The organism is Algoriphagus aurantiacus, from assembly GCF_035156405.1.
Classification (GTDB): Bacteria; Bacteroidota; Bacteroidia; order Cytophagales; family Cyclobacteriaceae; genus Algoriphagus; species Algoriphagus aurantiacus.
On the sequence record NZ_JAXRUT010000039.1, the window covers coordinates 15,170 to 33,815 of the forward strand.

16 protein-coding genes and 1 pseudogene are annotated in these 18,646 nt (G+C 35.1%); all 17 read right to left on the reverse strand.

Going from position 1 to position 18,646, the window contains the following annotated elements:
* A complete protein-coding gene (locus SYJ56_RS24105; protein WP_323838724.1) occupies positions 1-507 on the reverse strand; it encodes an acyltransferase in 507 nt (168 codons plus the stop codon).
* Positions 488-1,744 carry a lipopolysaccharide biosynthesis protein gene (locus tag SYJ56_RS24110; RefSeq protein ID WP_323838725.1) on the reverse strand — a complete coding sequence of 419 codons (1,257 nt, stop codon included), beginning with the start codon at positions 1,742-1,744 and terminating at the stop codon, positions 488-490. Before SYJ56_RS24110 ends, SYJ56_RS24105 begins: the two co-directional genes overlap by 20 nt.
* Position 1,745: 1 nt before the next feature.
* Entirely contained in the window at positions 1,746-2,525 is a 780-nt protein-coding gene (locus SYJ56_RS24115; RefSeq protein ID WP_323838726.1) for a hypothetical protein, read from the reverse strand.
* 547 nt (positions 2,526-3,072) lie between these two features.
* Positions 3,073-4,200 (reverse strand): O-antigen ligase family protein, encoded by a 1,128-nt coding sequence (locus tag SYJ56_RS24120; protein WP_323838727.1) that lies wholly within the window; start codon positions 4,198-4,200, stop codon positions 3,073-3,075.
* Between the two features lie 108 nt (positions 4,201-4,308).
* Positions 4,309-4,995 (reverse strand): acylneuraminate cytidylyltransferase family protein, encoded by a 687-nt coding sequence (locus SYJ56_RS24125; RefSeq protein WP_323838728.1) that lies wholly within the window; start codon positions 4,993-4,995, stop codon positions 4,309-4,311.
* Positions 4,995-6,047 carry a nucleotidyltransferase family protein gene (locus SYJ56_RS24130; RefSeq protein WP_323838729.1) on the reverse strand — a complete coding sequence of 351 codons (1,053 nt, stop codon included), beginning with the start codon at positions 6,045-6,047 and terminating at the stop codon, positions 4,995-4,997. The genes SYJ56_RS24125 and SYJ56_RS24130 overlap by 1 nt, the downstream gene beginning before the upstream one ends.
* A 2-nt stretch (positions 6,048-6,049) precedes the next feature.
* On the reverse strand, positions 6,050-7,207 hold the full coding sequence (gene neuC, locus SYJ56_RS24135; protein WP_323838730.1) for a UDP-N-acetylglucosamine 2-epimerase: 1,158 nt from the start codon (positions 7,205-7,207) through the stop codon (positions 6,050-6,052).
* Positions 7,208-8,221, reverse strand: coding sequence for an N-acetylneuraminate synthase (gene neuB / locus SYJ56_RS24140; protein WP_323838731.1), 1,014 nt, complete (start codon positions 8,219-8,221; stop codon positions 7,208-7,210). It lies immediately after the preceding gene.
* Positions 8,218-8,841 carry an acetyltransferase gene (locus SYJ56_RS24145; protein ID WP_323838732.1) on the reverse strand — a complete coding sequence of 208 codons (624 nt, stop codon included), beginning with the start codon at positions 8,839-8,841 and terminating at the stop codon, positions 8,218-8,220. The genes neuB and SYJ56_RS24145 overlap by 4 nt, the downstream gene beginning before the upstream one ends.
* The gene (locus SYJ56_RS24150) at positions 8,831-9,973 is read right to left on the reverse strand and encodes a LegC family aminotransferase (RefSeq protein WP_323838733.1); all 1,143 of its coding nucleotides are present in this window, start codon (positions 9,971-9,973) and stop codon (positions 8,831-8,833) included. Before SYJ56_RS24150 ends, SYJ56_RS24145 begins: the two co-directional genes overlap by 11 nt.
* Complete coding sequence (locus tag SYJ56_RS24155) at positions 9,973-11,124, reverse strand: UDP-N-acetylglucosamine 4,6-dehydratase (RefSeq protein ID WP_323838734.1); 1,152 nt, start codon at positions 11,122-11,124, stop codon at positions 9,973-9,975. Before SYJ56_RS24155 ends, SYJ56_RS24150 begins: the two co-directional genes overlap by 1 nt.
* 45 nt (positions 11,125-11,169) lie before the next feature.
* Positions 11,170-12,480 carry a nucleotide sugar dehydrogenase gene (locus SYJ56_RS24160; protein ID WP_323838735.1) on the reverse strand — a complete coding sequence of 437 codons (1,311 nt, stop codon included), beginning with the start codon at positions 12,478-12,480 and terminating at the stop codon, positions 11,170-11,172.
* Between the two features lie 224 nt (positions 12,481-12,704).
* Positions 12,705-13,868 (reverse strand): GDP-mannose 4,6-dehydratase, encoded by a 1,164-nt coding sequence (gene gmd, locus SYJ56_RS24165; RefSeq protein ID WP_323838736.1) that lies wholly within the window; start codon positions 13,866-13,868, stop codon positions 12,705-12,707.
* 239 nt (positions 13,869-14,107) lie between these two features.
* A complete protein-coding gene (locus SYJ56_RS24170) occupies positions 14,108-15,058 on the reverse strand; it encodes a GDP-L-fucose synthase family protein (RefSeq protein WP_323838737.1) in 951 nt (316 codons plus the stop codon).
* Positions 15,059-15,110: 52 nt separating this feature from the next.
* Complete coding sequence (locus SYJ56_RS24175) at positions 15,111-15,479, reverse strand: GxxExxY protein (protein ID WP_323838738.1); 369 nt, start codon at positions 15,477-15,479, stop codon at positions 15,111-15,113.
* Between the two features lie 383 nt (positions 15,480-15,862).
* Positions 15,863-16,861 (reverse strand): mannose-1-phosphate guanylyltransferase, encoded by a 999-nt coding sequence (locus SYJ56_RS24180; RefSeq protein WP_323838739.1) that lies wholly within the window; start codon positions 16,859-16,861, stop codon positions 15,863-15,865.
* 157 nt (positions 16,862-17,018) lie between these two features.
* A pseudogene (locus SYJ56_RS24185) lies at positions 17,019-17,096 on the reverse strand (hypothetical protein); the annotation flags it as partial.
* Positions 17,097-18,646: the final 1,550 nt, after the last annotated feature.

Below are 18,646 nucleotides of genomic sequence, written 5' to 3' on the forward strand. Positions count from 1 at the left end.
TTAAAAGAATTCTCCTTTAGATTTTAGTTTGAAATAGTGCTCAGAATTTCTCTTTGAAAAAGTAATCGCTGGATTCCCCCCAGCTATTCCTAGAGGAGGAACGTCCTTAATTACTACAGCACCAGCTTGAATTATAGCTCCTTCTCCAATAGTGACACCACCCAACACAATAACTTTAGATCCCATCCAAACAAAATCCCCAATTGATACATCCTTTTCAATATTAGTATTATCATAGGGAATTTTATCACCATTGTAATTGTGATTGCTAGAAATTATTAAACAATCAAATCCAGAATGAAAATATTTGCCAATAGAAACTTTCCCTAAACCATGAATTTTCAAACCATTTAAGTTGGAGTAGTCTCCTATTATTGTATTATTATTAACTACACTAAAACCATTAACCTTTAATCTAATAGGACGGTTTACTAATTTCCTTTCAACAATGAATGTGAAAACTTGGCATAACAGCGTTTTGTAAAACTTAAACAGTTTGGATACCATTAGTTATTTTAATAGAATAGAATATAGTAATAGATGCTAAAATAAACCAAGAAAGGGAATATACAAAAGAAGCAAATAGTATACCATATTGAGATAGAAATACCAAATTAAGAATCAAACTCAATAAAAGAATTGGAATTATTGGATAAGTAAGTATCCAATTGTTTTTAGTGTATTGAATGACTGGAGAAAATATCCAGTAAATAATTTGAAAAAAAATTGCGCTAACAAATCCATAAAGGAGAATTCTACCATTCAAAAATTTTGCACCTAAAACTGGCTCAACTAAGCTATAGCATACTGCAAGGAAAATCAAACTAAGAAAAAGAAAAATAAGTAAAATATAAAAATTATATCTTATTATTAAGTTTATACTTGGCTTAGATGATAAGTATTTAAAAACCCACGGAAACCATGCAGAATTAAAAGAGCTACCTAAAACCTGAAAAATGGATGCCAGCTGAAAAACCCCAACATATAAAGCCACATCTTGGGAGCCTAATTGATAATTTATGATGTATCTGTCCAATAGTGCAAAGGAGTAAATCATTATACTATTTAAAAAAAGAGGTGATGAATAATTAAGTCCTTCTTTAAGGTAAGATTTTTTAAACTTTAAAGAAAAGCCATACTTCCTATATAAAAGGTAAACCGATACAGATGAAAATATTACAAAAACTATTACTTCGACAATCACAGCAAGAAAAAGACTTATTCCAAAAAACCAATAAGAGCAGAAAATAACTAAAAAATATAAAATTGATTGACCCAAAACCAATACTGCAAAAAAAGAATTGTTATTGACACAACGAAGTATGCCTCTATGAATATTATTTACACAAGTACTAAGAGCTATTATAATAGCTGAAGAAAACATTATGGAATCCATTCCCATTAATGTCAGAATAAACTCAGAATAAAAAAGTGAAATTGTTAACAAGATAATACTATTGGCAATTACTTGAATTATTATTGTAGAAATATAATGTACATTTAAATTTTCAAAAAATTTCCTAATTATGAATTCTGATAAGGATAGTCCTACCAAAGGTATACAAAAACTAATTGAAGTTCTATAGATAGAAAATTCACCAAATTCTTCTAAGCTAAGCTCACGTGATAATATTGGCAAAAGTATAAAAGGAAATACCTTATTTAAGAAATTAACTATAGTATATATCCCTGATGACTTAACAAGAGTAGAACCATATACCTTACAAAAAAATTTTCTTACCAATTTAAATTATAATTGACTTAAAAATGGAGGAATAATATTTTTGAACATTAAGTGTATTTTCTGAATGCTCTTTACTTAAATAAAACTCTGGGATATTTATCATAAGCATCTCACAATTCACTAGTTTATTCAAAGTAAACAATGCAGTAGAATAAAATGAAGCCAATACGCAGCCATTTAAGTCCTTTTTAGAAAAAGTAATTTCAATAGGCTCATTAGAAGATACAAATTCAATATCAAAATGATTCTTCAAAACTTCTAAAAGTGATACATCTTCATGTCTATGAAGCAAATACGTAATTTTTGATGAAGAAATCTTCGTGAAAGCCTTAGCAAGCAACTGCAAATAGTCATTTGGCGATAAAACTACTCCTGCATTAATTAAATTTGAACCAATAAAATATAGACTTTGTGAATTTACTTTAGATTTATTATCAAGGATTACAGTAGATTTAAGAAACAAAAAATTATGATTTATAATCTTTTCACTCCCTACAGGAAAAAAATCAAAAATAGTAAACCAATTAAGTTGAATTCTCTTATATAAAGAGAAATTAAATATCGTAAATAAAGCACGCTTGATAATGTTGGTAGAAACCACTAAATTTAGGGGATTTTCTTTTAGTAAATCTCTAATATTTAATGTTGAAGCACCGTCATCTAAATGAAATAATCTGGAAAAATTTAAATTCGATACAAATAATTTCATTGTATCTTCCCTCAGATCTCCAATGTATAAAGTATCTACATGCACTTTTACGAAACTCTTCAGTAATTTCATCTTATAAATCCAGCTCTTAATAGATCTTGAATGTTGAACGTTTATGAATTGTACTTCAAATGGTAAAAGTTGGAAGAACCAGTTTAGTGATTTTACACAATTTTTTGAATCACTATTAAGATATACTATAATAATATTGGTTTTAGAATACTTAAAATAATTAATAGCTTCTAAAACACCAATTAATTGAAATGGAGAGTATACGAGGAATAAATTAGTATTTAACATTGACATTCTATGATAACATTAAAATTAATAAATTTCGCATTGTCAATCGTTAAAAAATATCTAAACACCTCCATCTATTGATAAAAACATTTCATAACATATGGTTAAATATTAATATATTTATATATTAATAGATTGAATCTCTTAAAACAAAATTAATTTATTAAATAAAATATTTATAATTATAACATGATATAATTAGAGCTGACACAAAAACTAGAGAGGTTTATTATTTTTACTTAATACTATTAAAAGCAATAAAACAGTTGCATAATTATAAGGCTTTATATAANTGATATAATTAGAGCTGACACAAAAACTAGAGAGGTTTATTATTTTTACTTAATACTATTAAAAGCAATAAAACAGTTGCATAATTATAAGGCTTTATATAACTGCTGTACAACATAAATGAAACCATAAATAATACTAAGCCCCAGTAAAGAATATTATTATCTTTTTTCATAAAACACTTAAGTTTCTTAATGAAAAAAACATTTAAAAATAGTGAAGCTATCCCAACGCTAGAAAATAATGTAATAAACCAAACTTCTGATCCAGACATTATTTTACCTTCCAAAAAGATATCCGAAATAACTCCTGCACCTAAAAGAGGATTTTGAATAAAAATATCATAAAAATAAATATAAAGATTTAATCGGCTAAGATCCAATTCATCATTATAGCCAGAATATTCCTGAGTCCGAATTAAAAAAGCGACCATATTTATACTTTGCAAATACCCTAGAATAAATTCTACAAAAAAAGATCCTAGCAATACCGAAAGTAAAATGCAATATGGCAAATAAGATTTCAAAAAAAATCTCTCTTTTTTAATGACAATAGTAAACAAAAAAAACACGAGCCAATATATATACATTGTTCTGGAACCAGAAAAAGCAACCCAGTAAGCGCACAATGCAATAAAAAACCACTTATTTTTTGTCTTATTATTAAAAAAATTAAATAACAAAACAATTGAAGCTATAAAGCCAGTATATGGAGGACTTTGCATACCAAAGAGCGATATTCTCCAATTCATTACTCCGCCTGCTTGGCCTGGAATAAACCCATAAGTATTTACTCCCTGATAATATGTTAATATAGAAAAGCAAATTTGAACAATAAAAAGAAAATTAATAAAGTTAACATTTATTTCTATTTTATTTTCTAATGTGGAAAACGGAATAGAAATCAACAGGCCATTCAATAAAAGGTCTATAGATCTATGATAGATACTACTAAAAAGAAGAAAACATAGAAATAGATATAGAAAACATTTTTCAATTGAAATAACTGTTAACTTTTTCTGTGATAAAACTAAAGTAGAATAAATACTTAAGGAAATCAGTAATATATATTGAGAAATCTGATCAGAAAATAAGTAAATTAAATTATCCGAGATAAAATAAAAAACCAATATAACATATAATAAACTTTTACTCATCTATTTACTCAATATTTGTGAATATTCTTAAAAGAATAAGAAAACACAAAATGATAAGACAAAATAAATATAAACAGCTGATTAATACCGCTTTTAGAAATTAAATATTTATATGCCATTCTGGCTCTTCAGATATAATAACTCCGCAATTTGCCAATCAAGTAGTGTATCAATATCATGAGATGAGGTTTCATTCATAACAAATTTCTTTACTTTAATAAAATTACTAATAGTTTTCTTTTTTAATGATTTAATATTTATTATATAAATAGCTCCATTTAATTCCCAGACTGGAGGACAATCTTGTCTTGTGATAAAATTTCCAGATTTTGAATTTTCTAAATATCCGTGTTCATTTTCCTCTTTAAGTACATAATATGGATTGGCTTTAGTTTCCTTAACAGAAACAACCATATCTAAGTCACTTGCGTATAATGCAAATGCCTCTTTAATATGTTCTGCCTTCCTAAATGGTGATGTGGGTTGTAGTAGGACTAGTATATCGTTATATATCCCTTTATTTTCCATGAATTCAATCGCATGCAATAATACTTCATATGTACCAGCCTTATCTGTTGCTAACTCGGAAGGCCTTAAAAAAGGAACATGTAAACCATAATCTATGACTGTCTTCCTGATTTCCTCACTATCAGTACTTATAATAATTTCATCTTCCTTAAAAACGGCCTTTGCAGCATCTATCGTATGTTGAATTAAAGGTTTCCCTCCAAGCACTTTGATATTCTTACCTGGAAGTCCTTTAGATCCTCCTCTTGCGGGTATAACTACTAACATTAATTTAAGTGTTTAACAAATTCCTGCGCTCGAATATAATCGGACGGACTACCTATATCGATCCAATAGCCGTGAATAGGATTGTGAACAAGTTTGCCCCCTTCCTTAACCAGCTTTGTCATAAGGTCCGTGATGTCGTAGAATTCATTTTTAGGGATTTGACTTACCAATTCATTTTTTAATATATATATTCCCGCATTGGAATGATAGACATAGGAGGGTTTTTCCTTAAAATCAACCACATGACTATTGCTGGTCTCAAAAACGGCATAGGGTACATCCACCTTGTATTCCGTAGAAGCCACGACCATATCCGCACCTTGATTAATTAAATCCAAATAGAGGTCTTCAAAGTCCACATCTGTAAATAGATCGCTGTTCATCAATAGGATATGCTCTGTGTCATAGTGATCTACAAGTGCCAACGCTCCTGCGGTTCCCAGTGGTTTATCTTCCCAGATGTACTCGATTTTAATTCCTTTGCTGTTGCCATCACCAAAATACTGCTCGATCTGCTCACCAAGGTATTTTACCGAAATGTAGATCTTTTTAATACCAAAGGAAATCAGACGATCAATGTTGCTTTCTATAATGGGTTTATCACCTAGGGGTAACATTGGTTTGGGCACTGTATCGGTCAGAGGGCTTAATCGCTTGCCACGCCCCCCAGCCATAATCATACATTCCAAAGGAAGTTGGGATTTAGTTATCTCTAGATCTATGATTCTTACAAGTTTTCTTGATTCATCCAGAATTGGTAAAATCTTAATATCACGCCGCCTATATTTTTTAAGATCTAAAAATCCTGTTTGATGATTTTCAAATACAAAATCCCGATTACATATTTGACCTGTTCTTAGTTTAAGATCAGCATTCTTAAGTAAAGATCGGCGAATATCACCATCTGTCAGAGATCCCAGAATTGATTCATCATCATCGATTACAAATAAAATAAGTCTACTGATATGGCTTATATATAGTATATCATTTAATTTTTGTAAGGCTTCAAGAATAGTCTTATCCTTATGTATTAGTAGGTTCTCTAACTTCATTGTTAAAATTTCAAATCGTAAAATACTTTCTTAAGGTCGTTTGAAGGTAGATTTACCAATATTTCCATGATTTTGATTGCGGAATCTCCATTTCCATAAAGTTGTTCTTGCTTTTTTATGTGATCTCTAAAAGTAGAACTAAAACCTTTATAAATAGCAGCATCAATCTCCGCTTTCTTTGGCTTGCAGTTAATTACACTATCAGACATAACTCTCCCCTTTTGCCTGTCTCCTATATTTATGGTAGGTATATTGAAATAGGGAACTTCAATAATTCCACTGGAAGAATTTCCTAAAACTACATCCATATACTGAAGACTAGATAAATAACGTAGCTGCCCAAGGGATTTAAAATCAATAGCGATTTCATTGTTCTCTGAAACGAATTGTGCAATCATTTGATTAATGATACGTCCGTTTTTATCTGAATTGGCATGCGTAAATATAAAATGCGTTTCTTTCAATGATTTTAATGCATTCAACAATTCAATAAACTGCTCTTCTGCCGAATTATTCTCTAAAGTTACTGGATGAAAGGTGATAAGAATATTCTTCTTGCCTAATCGAAAACTGATAGATTTCTCAAATTCTTCGCGACTTAATAGATCAAGTTTTTTAATTGAATCTAAACCTATGGCTCCAACATTAAACACACGTTCTGGATTCTCACCTAGTTGAATGATGCGCTTTCTGTAAGTTTCTGTAGAAGCAAAATGCCAATGGCTCATTTTTGTAATAGCATGACGAATAGACTCATCATATGCCCCTTCTGTAGTTTCACCACCATGTATATGAGCTATGGGAACATTGGCCATCATTGCTGACGTAGCAGCAGCTAACATTTCGGAGCGGTCACCCAAAATAACAACCAGATCAGGCTGCAATTCATACATGGCATCAGCAAATCCAATCATTGCTAAACCGATAGATTTAGTGACACCAGTAGCAGTGTCAGAAGAAAGAAGGCACTCGATTTTCTTAGCAATTATATAACCGCCTTTTTCAATCTCCTGTAGAGTATAACCAAATTCTGGAGAAAGATGCATGGCGGTGACTATAAGCTGCAACTGATATTCATTTCTATGAAGAATTTGATTTATAAGAGGTTTTAAGAGTCCAAATTCAGCACGTGTACCCGTTACCACAGCAATTTTCTTCATTTAATCTAAAATTATCAACTCCTCTACCTCAAAATCTTTTATCGCGTATGATCCTATTACCTCGTCCCACCTCATCGGGCTTACACCTATTCCTGGACGCTTAATTCCTAGATTTGATTCGCTAAACTTTTCCCCCTTTTTTATGGCTTTTGTAGCAATAATACTTTTGCGAGCAACGGATTTATTCTTTATTTCAGAAGGAGAAGGTTCTTTTTTTCCAGATCCTGAAATAGCTTTTTCAATATTCCGAATAGCCGCGACCATAGCTTTCAGCTCAGTAGGTTCCAAAGATGCTTTATGATCTGGCCCCGGCAAATTTCTGTCTAAAGTGAAGTGCTTTTCAATAACAGTAGCACCCATAGCTACCGCAGCAATTGGAACTTCAATACCTAACGTATGATCTGAGTATCCTATTTTAACACTTAACTTATCACCTATGTCATTCATAGCCTTAAGATTGACATCTTCCATAGGCGTGGGATATTCGGTGTTACAGTGGACAATGGATATACCACTTTTGTGTAGTCCTTCGAGAATCAAAACTTCATATGCTTCTTGAACTTCATTCATAGATGCCATTCCAGTTGACATGATTACCGGTTTATTAAAACTAGCAATCTTGCGCAAATATGGAAGATTGGTTATTTCTCCTGATGGTATTTTAAAAAGGTCAATCCCAATATTATTCAAAAATTCTAAACTATCAAGATCAAAACCTGTAGATAGGAATTTAATAGATTTTGACTTACAATAAGAGATAAGTTCTAGATGGGCATCTTCAGAAAGTTCTAGTTTTTTCAGCATTTCATATTGAGAATCTGAATTACCTGTATTAGCGTTTTGATAATTCGCGCGCTCCGCTGATTTGGTTACTAATTTGGACGCTTTAAAAGTTTGAAACTTCACGTAATCCGAACCTGCCTCAGCTGCAGCATCAATAAGTTTTTTAGCTTGGGCTATATCACCATTATGGTTGACACCTGCCTCAGCGATTATTAGCACTTTATTTATCATAATATCCTGCCTGGATTTCCTACAACTTTGTGATTATCTTCTATATTTTTTAATACAACAGAACCCGCTCCTACTATCACATTTTTACCTATTCGTACGCCTTGCTTTATCACTGCATTTGCACCTATAAAACTAAGGTCACCCACACTTACATTTCCGGCTAATACAGCTCCTGGTGCAATATGGACAGCATTTCCTATTGAACATTCATGCTCTATAATTGCACCAGTATTAATAATGCATAGATTACCAAGCGTTACTAATGGATTGAGGGAAACGTTTTTTGAAATGAAATTGCCAAATCCCATAACGCAGGTTTTAGAAATTGAGCTTGAAGGGTGAATGACATTTGAAAGTTCCTTTTTTTTGGAAATGACATAATTCCCTACTTTCTGCCTGATTTTATTGTCACCAATTCCAAGAATATATTTACTATCAGTGTCCCATTCTTGGAAATCAGCATCCGTTTCACAGCCCAGATATTCTAGTCCAAAAGGGTTACAAGTAGCTTCGCTAATCTCTGTATAGCCATTTAAAATTAAACCTGATAAAATGGCTGCTTCGGCTAAAACAAAACCGTGACCTGAATATCCTATCAGAATTACTTCCTTATCTGACACTACTTGGGATATTTACTATACGATCTTCTAGAAACTTTGCATTTACCTGGTCATCCCGCATGCACGATTTATACATAGGAAGCTTATACATTAATTGCCAAATTGGTCTTGTCATCACCTTTGCGGCATTGGTTTCTTGTAGAAAAATATCCCTTTCCTTTCTATTTTCAAGTTCTAAGCACATTAGCCAGTAATTTGCTTTAGTACCTGGCATTTCAGTACGGAATTTAATCTCTGTTCCTTTGAAAAATTGTTCATACTGTTGTGCGAGATTTCTTTTATTTTCTAGAAAATCATCCAAATTCTCCAATTGAGCACATGCAAGTGCAGCATTCAAATTTGGCATTCTAAAATTATAACCCAGCTCATCATGATAATACTCATAGGGATGCGGCTTTTTAGCAGTAGTAGTGAGGTATTTGGCTTTCTCACCCAATTCCTGTGTATTACTGACAATTGCTCCTCCTCCTCCGCAGGTAACTATTTTGTTTCCGTTGAAAGAGAAAACACCAAGAGTACCAAAGCTCCCTGTCGGTTTTCCCTTGAATTGACTGCCTAAAGATTCTGCTGCATCTTCTACAACGGGAATTTTCCATGTATCACACACATCAATCAATTCATCAATCCTCAATGGAAAACCAAAAGTGTGCATGGGCAGACAGGCCGAAATTTTATTCCCTGTCAGTTTATTATAACAGCCATCCTCCCTCAATTCGCCATGTTCCTCCAGAAAATTACTTACAGCAATGGGGGAAAGTCCCATCGTATCACGGTCTACATCCAAAAACACAGGATGTGCTCCGTTGTAGGCAATAGCATTGGCTGTAGCCACAAAGGTCAAAGCTTGAGTAAGGACTTCATCTCCCGCTTTTACACCTACTAACCTAAGTGCCACTTGTATTCCTGCAGTCCCATTAACCACTGCAACTGCCTTTTCTGTTGCTGTGATCTGTTTCATCATCTCTTCAAACTTATCTACGTAAGCCCCTACAGAAGAAACAAAGGTAGAATCTATTGTAGCTATAAGATATTTCTTTTCATTTCCACGGAAACGGGGTTCATGTAGTGGGATAAAATCTTTGGAATTAAAACTTTCTCTAATAAAAGCTATGGTTTCCTGAATTGCTCGCATTACATTTTAGAGTCTAAATACTTTCCTGTTTCCTTGTGTCCAAAATCAGATATCATTTTATGGAATAAATCTACTATATCAGATTTGTTCCATTCCCCTGCATTTCTTAAGCTTGAAATTGTTCTTTCGAATAAGCCTAACTTATCTGCTTCAATATTTAGCTCATTTTTTATCACGCCAAGATTGTGAAACTGTTCCAAATCCAATGTTTCTTTATCGGTAAAAAACTCTTCAAAATCCTTTTCTCCTGTTGTATCACTGGTAGCAAAATAGCAAGGCCACTTTCTTTCTTCTGGCAATGAATTGGCCAATTGTCTTGCCTCCTCTTCAGATTGGCATAAATAAGGCTCATACCCCAATTGCTCCAGATATTTAACAGCAATGTCTGCAAAGGAAATCAAATGAAGACTTTCACTCAATTTTGGAAAAAATATATCCCGATTTTCACCAAATATGCAGGACATTAGACACAGTTCGCCAGACTCCTGTGGAGTAACAAAATAACGTTTTACGTCAGAAGGGGCCACTATTGGTTGTCTCTTTTGGATTCGTTGATTAAATCCATGCAGAAGTGAACCATCTGAGAAAGCTACGTTTGCAAATCGAGCTGTAGAAATTGAAATATCTTTGCTTCTTCTCATTAGGAACATTTCCATAATACGCTTGGATGCCCCCATCATATTCACCGGGTTTGCAGCTTTATCAGTAGAGACGCAAAAATATTTTTTTGTTCCATTTGTAATCGATTGTTTGATTGTTTTGTCTGTATTGAAAACATTGACATCAATCATTCGCATTAATGTGAAAGGATCCTTTTCACTTCTTACGTGCTTCAAAGCAGAGAGATTTAACACATAGTCATAAGCCCCGTCAGCTTTGATAAAAGCATCATATTCTAACGATCCAATATCAAGAGCAAAAGTCTGGAAATCACCGTCAATATAGCCATAGGAACTTCTTATGTCTCGAACTAATTCGACCATGTTGTTTTCACTAATATCTACAACATGAAGTTTTTTTGGATTTCTTTTAAAAATCTCTTTGGTTACAGCCTGGCCAATAGAGCCTGCTCCACCTAAAACCAAAAAACAAGAACTACTTACTATAGCTGATAATTCATCTGTTTTACTTGAAATATCATTTTTAAACAACTCATCATTTCTACCAATTAGCGATAATATCTCCATTTTATTAATCTAAAGTCTAGCGTCTACTAAATCCTTACTCAATACTGATTTGACATCAAACACTACCTGGGAATCAGATTTTTTAATATCCCATATTTTAAATTCCTGATGTCCTACAGCAAGGACTACTGCAGAGTAATCAGCTAAATTAGGTTTTGCCTCTCTATCGAGAATTTCAATACCGTATTCGTGTTTTACTTCTGCAGCATCTGCCCATGGATCATATACACATACATCTATATCAAAAGACCTTAGCTCATTATAGATATCGATAACTCTTGTGTTTCGCACATCTGGGCAATCTTCCTTAAAAGTGAAGCCAAGTATTAAGACCTTAGAATCTATTACCTTCAGATCTTTACGCATCATATGCTTGATTACTTCAGTAGCTATATGCTTGCCCATGGAATCATTGAGACGCCGTCCTGCCAATATTATTTCTGGATGATATCCCAATTCCTGCGCTTTCTGAGCCAGATAATATGGATCTACACTTATACAGTGTCCTCCTACCAAGCCCGGTTTAAAAGGAAGGAAATTCCATTTGGTTGCTGCAGCCTCTAAGACTTCCTGTGTGTCTATTTCTAGCAAGTTAAATATCTTTGAAAGTTCGTTGACAAATGCAATATTGATATCTCGCTGGGAGTTTTCAATCACCTTTGCAGCCTCAGCTACTTTGATAGAAGAAGCCTTATGTGTTCCCGCAGTAATCACGGATTTGTATAGTTGATCCACGTACTCCGCTACTTCAGGAGTGCTGCCTGAAGTAACTTTTAGAATCTTGGTAACTGTATGCTCTTTATCCCCTGGATTAATCCGCTCGGGAGAATAGCCTGCGAAAAAATCTTCGTTATATTTCAATCCTGAAATCTTCTCTAATACAGGCACACATTCCTCTTCTGTAACTCCTGGATAGACCGTAGATTCATAGATCACCACGTCACCTTTCTTAAGATTTCTTGCAATCATCTCCGATGCTTTGATCATCGGGGTGAGTACTGGACGATTATGCTTATCCGTAGGAGTTGGTACAGTTACTATATAGATATTCGCAGAAGTTACTGGAAGTACCGCATCAGTAATAAGCAAGCCATGACCCTTCTGATCCAGCTCGGTGCTAGTTTTCACCAATATTTTCTGCAGATCTTCATCTGCCACTTCCAAGGTTCTGTCGCGTCCTTTTTGTAATTCATCAACTCTTGCAGGATTGATATCGTATCCCACTGTCTTGTATTTTTCCGCAAAAGCAGCTGCCAAGGGAAGTCCTACATAGCCGAGGCCAATGATTGCGATTTTACTTTCTGAAATTGGTATTAACATTTATGAGAATAAAGATGGTTAATGGTTAATGGTTAATTGTTAATTGGTTAATGGTTAAGTGGTTAACTATTAACATTTAACTTTTAACTTTTAAAAGGTTAAGGGGTTAAAGGTTAAAAGGGTTAAGAGGTTAAACTGTGAGTTCAGGAATTAACTTTTAACTTTTAACTTTTTAACTTGTTACAGTACAAGGGTTAAGGGTTATGAGGTTAAAGATTAAGGCTCTACTCCGATTGTCTATAAACCTCATGCCCTTTCTCTACCAAATGCATATCCTTTTGCATCAATTTGATATCGGAAATCATCATATCATTTACTAATCCTGCCAGGTCATATTCTGGTGTCCAGCCTAGTTGGGTATTAGATTTGGTTGGGTCGCCTAATAGTAAGTCCACCTCAGTTGGGCGGAAATACATTGGGTCAACTTTTACAAGTGCAGAGTTTATGAGATTAGAGATTGAGGGATTGAGAGGCTGACCGGTAGAATGCTCATACTTATCCTCATCTATGGAATCGAGTATTCCAACTTCCTCCACTCCTTCTCCTTCCCAACGGATTTTGAAACCTATGTGATCGAATGCCATAATCACAAAATCTCTTACTTTGGTAGTTTTTCCCATTGCAATCACAAAATCCTCAGGCTTATCCTGCTGAAGGATTAACCACATGGCTCTCACATAATCCTTGGCATGTCCCCAGTCTCTTAAGGCTTCTAAGTTTCCTAGGTACAAGCAGTCCTGCATACCTAAAGCAATGGCAACGGTAGCCATAGTGATTTTCCGGGTTACAAAAGTTTCCCCTCTTCTTGGAGATTCATGGTTAAAAAGTATTCCATTGCATGCAAACATCCCATAAGCTTCCCGGTAATTTTTGGTAATCCAAAAACCGTAAATCTTCGCAGCTCCATAAGGAGAACGTGGATAAAAAGGAGAGTTCTCATCATAAAATCCCTTCTCATTTTTATTTTCTGGCATACCTCCATACAGTTCAGAAGTAGATGCCTGATAGATTCGGGTCTTTTTCTCCATTCCAAGAATCCGGACTGCTTCCAGAATTCTCAAAGTTCCAATTCCATCCACATTGGCTACATACTCGGGAGAATCGAAAGATACTTTCACATGAGACATGGCCCCCAAATTGTAAATCTCATCTGGCTGCACTTCCTGGATAATACGGATAATGTTGGTAGAGTCTGTCAAATCACCGTAATGCAATTTGAAATTCACAGCCTTCTCATGCTGATCTTGGTAGAGGTGATCTACCCGTTGGGTATTAAAGGAAGAAGCTCTACGCTTGATACCGTGAACTTGATATCCTTTTTCCAATAAAAGTTCGGCTAGGTATGAGCCGTCTTGGCCAGTGACACCGGTTATTAATGCTATTTTCATAAGGTATAAGTTTGGTCACCGAGAACCACGGAGAAGCACCGAGGGGCACGGAGATTTATATTAAATTTTAAAGAGATAAATTGTTAGTCACAGTGATATACAGAGAGAATTATTTGGTGTGACACAGAGATGCTCAGAGAAATTATTGAGATATACAGAGAGAGTTGACTTTATAGATAAACCCCTCATAATCTCTGTGAGACTCTGTGACTTCTCCGAGTAACTCTGTGTCACAAACATCAAATCTTCACTTGCTTAAAAGTCTCCTGGTTTTCCAAAAACCACTGGTATGTCTTCTTAATCCCTTCTTCCAAACTCACTTTTGCTTTCCATCCAGCTTGTTCCATTTTGGATACATCCATTAACTTCCTAGGCGTACCATCGGGTTTGCTTGAGTCCCATTTGATCTCTCCAGTATGACCAACCGTTTGCCGGATCAACTCAGCCAGTTCTTTGATGGTCAAATCCACTCCCGTTCCTACATTATAAAGATTGTCCTGAAATTTTTTTTCCAAAGAATAAACCACTGCATCTGCCAGGTCTTCAACAAAAAGAAACTCCCGCATCGGTGTTCCAGATCCCCACAGTTCTACAGGAGTATTCCCATTCTCCTTTGCCTCATGAAACTTCCTTATCATGGCAGGAAGTACATGGGAAGTATTTAAATCAAAATTATCGTAGGTACCATATAAATTGGTAGGCATCAAGGAAATATAATCTTTCCCAAATTGCTTTCTAATCGCTTCACAGGCTTTCACCCCAGTAATCTTTGCTATGGCATACCACTCATTGGTTGGTTCTAAAGGTCCAGTCAACAAATATTCCTCCTTCAATGGTTGCGGCGCAAGTTTTGGGTAGATACAGGAAGATCCAAGGTATATGAACTTCTGTACATCTGCTTTCAAGGAAAAGTCAATCAGATTATTTTGAATCTGCATATTCTCCATCAAAAACTGATATGGATAGTTGTTGTTTGCCAAAATACCTCCTACCCGTGCAGCTGCATCAATCACCACATCCGGCTTATCCTCCTGAAAAAAATCAGAAACAGCATGTTGATTTCTAAGGTCTAATTCTTTTGAAGTCTTACCGATTAAATTGCTGTACCCTTTGGCTTCCAGCGCTCTCCAGATGGCAGAACCTACCATGCCACGATGTCCGGCGATATATATTTTCTTATTTTTTTCCACTGAGATTCACAGAGTTAAATGAGAGTTGCACAGAGCTTATAGTTTTATTTGTTTAAAGAGATACCCTTCTTATGCCATTGACTAAGAGTTTCTCTCTGAAATTTATTAAAAGTCCTCGGTTATAATTTCCAAATTTTAAATAGGTGAGAATTTGAGCTAAATGAATTTCATTAAGTTTCTCAGTTGTTTTTGTTTCAATTACTAATTCATTCTCCACTAATAAATCAATCCTATAGGCTTGGGAAATATTTAATTCCTTGTAAGTAATTGGGAGTATAAGCTCTCTAATTACTGAAAAACCTAAATTTACCAGTTCATATTCTAAGCATTTTTGATATGCAGACTCCAAGAGACCTGGTCCAAGATGTCTATGAACTTCTATTGCGGCTCCTATTACTTTTTGAGTTAAAGGGTCATTCATGTTTTGTCACTGAGTGTTTTGTCACTGAGATGCACTGAGTTAAAAAGGAGATTCACAGAGAGTTGTTTTATGGTCTTTTTTACAATTAATTAAATCCTCTGTGGTTTCTCTGTGAGACTCTGTCTATTTCCTATTTATAATACAACCTAAATATTCTAACCCATTTTTTTATGTCTCACAAAAAATCTCTGTGCAACTCTGTGGTTTCTCTGTGAGACTCTGTGGTTTATCTGTGTTTTCCTTTTTTTTGTCACTGAGATTCACTGAGTAAATTGGAGATACACTGAGCGTTGTTTTATAGTCTTTTTTACAATTAATGAAATCCTCTGTGCAACTCTGTGATCCCTCTGTGCATCTCCGTGTCTAAAAGATGAGCCTGCGAATTAGGTCACCAACTCTGGCCTCTCCTTCTCCAGCCTCTCAAACACCTTCTTCACATCCTGAGCATTATCTTTTTTCAGTACCAGTATAGCATCATTAGTATGGATAAGAAGCGTGTTTTTCAAGCCTAAAAACTCAGTGTGAAGGCTTGTTCCTATTACCATATTTCCTTTAGAATCCACAATATGTCCCTGCTTTTTGAAATGCTCGTAGATAGACTCGAAAGACCCCATATCTGACCAGGCAAATACGGAAGGGACGACCTTTATCTTTTTGGTCTTTTCCATCACCGCATAATCCACAGATATAGATGGAATTTGCATGGAGAGATCAAAATCGAGTTTACCCCCTTCAGCTGCTTTATAAGCTTCCATGGATGCTTTATATACTTCTGGTTCAAAAGATTGAAGTTCATCCAGATAAACTCCAGCCTGAAAACAGAACATACCTGAGTTCCAGAGGAAATTTCCACTTTTCAGAAATCCCTCAGCTGTCTCCCTATTTGGCTTTTCACGGAACCCCTTTACTTCTTCCCCATCCGCCTCTATGTATCCAAAACCCGTCTCAGGTTTGGTTGGTTTTAGTCCAAATGTGACGATATTCCCTTCCTTAGCTAGCTGCAAAGCCCTATCCACAGCAAGCTGATATGCTTTCCCAGACTCTATCAAGTGATCAGAAGGAGTAACAAAAAGAATATCTTCTGTTTGAGCGGCAAAGGCTGCAAAAGCAATTGCAGCAGCTGTATTTCTGGGACAAGCCTCTATTACCTCCACGTAATTGCCTATACCAGCTAAAGCAAGATCCTTCCTGGAGAGTTGGTAGTTATCGCAGTTTCCGACCACCATCACTTGCTCGCAAAAATCGGAATTTCTCCTAACCGTATTCTGAAATAGGGTTTCTCCTGCGAAAATAGGGAGGTACTGCTTAGGTTGTGATTTGCGGGAAAGCGGCCATAGTCTGGAACCTACTCCACCGGAAAGAATTACATTAAAAATTTTCATTCTATATTAATAGCCTTTAAGAAAATTCAAACAAATAGCGAAAAAACAAGTCGCTATTTACTTCCAATTCTGTAAATATCAAAACCCAACGTTTTCAAATACTTTTTATCTTAGATATTTCTTCCGTCAAATATGATTTTGTTTTTCAACAACCTCCCACTTCAATCCCTACATCTGCAAAACATGCTCCTGATACCAAGCCAACATAGCCGGTACCTACAACTGCAATTTTCATAAATGACTTCTTTGTAAAATTTTTAAAAAATGATTAGCTCAAACTTCCCACAGCTTCGCCCTTTCAGTCCCAAAAATGAAGGAAAATTTGAAGTAAAATAAACTCCAACTATCAATCATTTAGGACCTTTGATTTCAATTTCTTCTGATTTGCCAAAAGGCAACTTATTTACAGAATTTAAAATAAAAGGGCTCAAATAATGCCAAAACTTAAATTCTGACTACTGTTTTGAGCATTTCTGACAGCAAAGATAAGAATGTGAGTAGTTTTTGTACTCATTTTTTATCCTAATTTTCATTGGGATTTTAATATACAGAATACTGTATTTTGATATCTAATACTTCTTTTTGAGCCAACATGCTTTATCAAATAACTAACCAATTCATAATGGTTTGATTTACTGGGCATTTTACTCTTAATACTGGGGAGAAAGTACCCAGTATGTAGCAAATAGATGCTGAAATGGAGCCTAGATCTCAAAGAAGTTAATTGGGCATACCCTTACCATGATTATCCGCAATGAAACCTGACACCATCAAAGGAGGCAAAGTCTGTCCCAAACTTTTCTCAGGAAAAGATTCTATACAGAGAGTTGTTTCCTTAAGGTTAGGTGTTCGTTGTAGGTTATTGATTAGGCCAAGGAAGGGATTGGAGCATCGGGGTTTGGAATAAGTCAGAATTTAAAATGGCTGGCGCTTAACCTTACCCATGACTTGAAGGGAAAATGGAAAATGAGGATTAGAGATTTATGTTGTAGTGTGGTTGTAATGGTTTGCACAATGTTTTTTTTTGCGGAGACGATAGCAGCTCCGCCTTCATCAAATATATTGTCCTGGAAATTGTTTTGTATTTTGTTGGGATTTAGGCGACTTCAATTAGATACCACAGCCGCCGTTCGTGTCACACGAACGGCTAAAGCCAATTCGTAACAGCAGTGTAAGGGATTGCAGTTGGTAAGAGTAAGGACGACTTACACTAAATGGTTAGCGCTATGCTATTTGCGGAGACGATAGCAACTCCCCCTTCAGCAAATATGTCTAGTCATTGTAGTTTTCTTTGTAAAAGGGGGATCATGAGCAGATTTACTTTGATTTTCATTTAAACTGGAACTGCACCCGACTTGGAACCTTGCATTTTCCCTCTGATATTTTTGGTTTCGGCCCCTCCACAGGCAGGCTGGCATAGTAAATAATGAAATCTAAGCCGTTCGTGTGGACACGAACGGCGGCGCGAAAGACTTGCGCAAGATTGGTAGCACTGTATTATTGGCGGAGACGATAGCAACTCCCCGCCAGCAAATATATCGTTATGATAATTGATTAGGCATATCAAGGAATGTAGGGGGGATTCTGAGCAGTTCTATAAGAAATACAAATTCCTATGTCCAAAGATCATAATTGATGGTCCCTATCAGTCAAGAATATTTTTTGGATTCTTTTTTACTGTCATCCGAGTAAGTTTTTGATAGTCTAAAATAGTGGGTTTTCTGGCTATTTAGGGTGATTTTTCTTTTTTTCTCAAAACACCCCCCTGCTCACTTTCGAAAATAT

Coding starts and splice junctions, on each gene's coding strand:
- neuB (WP_323838731.1), bottom strand. CDS start 8,221: ATGATAAATAAAGTGCTAATAATCGCTGAGGCAGGTGTCAACCATAAT.
- SYJ56_RS24150 (WP_323838733.1), bottom strand. CDS start 9,973: ATGCGAGCAATTCAGGAAACCATAGCTTTTATTAGAGAAAGTTTTAAT.
- neuC (WP_323838730.1), bottom strand. CDS start 7,207: ATGAAGAAAATTGCTGTGGTAACGGGTACACGTGCTGAATTTGGACTC.
- SYJ56_RS24130 (WP_323838729.1), bottom strand. CDS start 6,047: ATGAAGTTAGAGAACCTACTAATACATAAGGATAAGACTATTCTTGAA.
- SYJ56_RS24105 (WP_323838724.1), bottom strand. CDS start 507: ATGGTATCCAAACTGTTTAAGTTTTACAAAACGCTGTTATGCCAAGTT.
- SYJ56_RS24115 (WP_323838726.1), bottom strand. CDS start 2,525: ATGAAATTACTGAAGAGTTTCGTAAAAGTGCATGTAGATACTTTATAC.
- SYJ56_RS24125 (WP_323838728.1), bottom strand. CDS start 4,995: ATGTTAGTAGTTATACCCGCAAGAGGAGGATCTAAAGGACTTCCAGGT.
- SYJ56_RS24120 (WP_323838727.1), bottom strand. CDS start 4,200: ATGAGTAAAAGTTTATTATATGTTATATTGGTTTTTTATTTTATCTCG.
- gmd (WP_323838736.1), bottom strand. CDS start 13,868: ATGAAAATAGCATTAATAACCGGTGTCACTGGCCAAGACGGCTCATAC.
- SYJ56_RS24175 (WP_323838738.1), bottom strand. CDS start 15,479: ATGAATGACCCTTTAACTCAAAAAGTAATAGGAGCCGCAATAGAAGTT.
- SYJ56_RS24180 (WP_323838739.1), bottom strand. CDS start 16,861: ATGAAAATTTTTAATGTAATTCTTTCCGGTGGAGTAGGTTCCAGACTA.
- SYJ56_RS24160 (WP_323838735.1), bottom strand. CDS start 12,480: ATGTTAATACCAATTTCAGAAAGTAAAATCGCAATCATTGGCCTCGGC.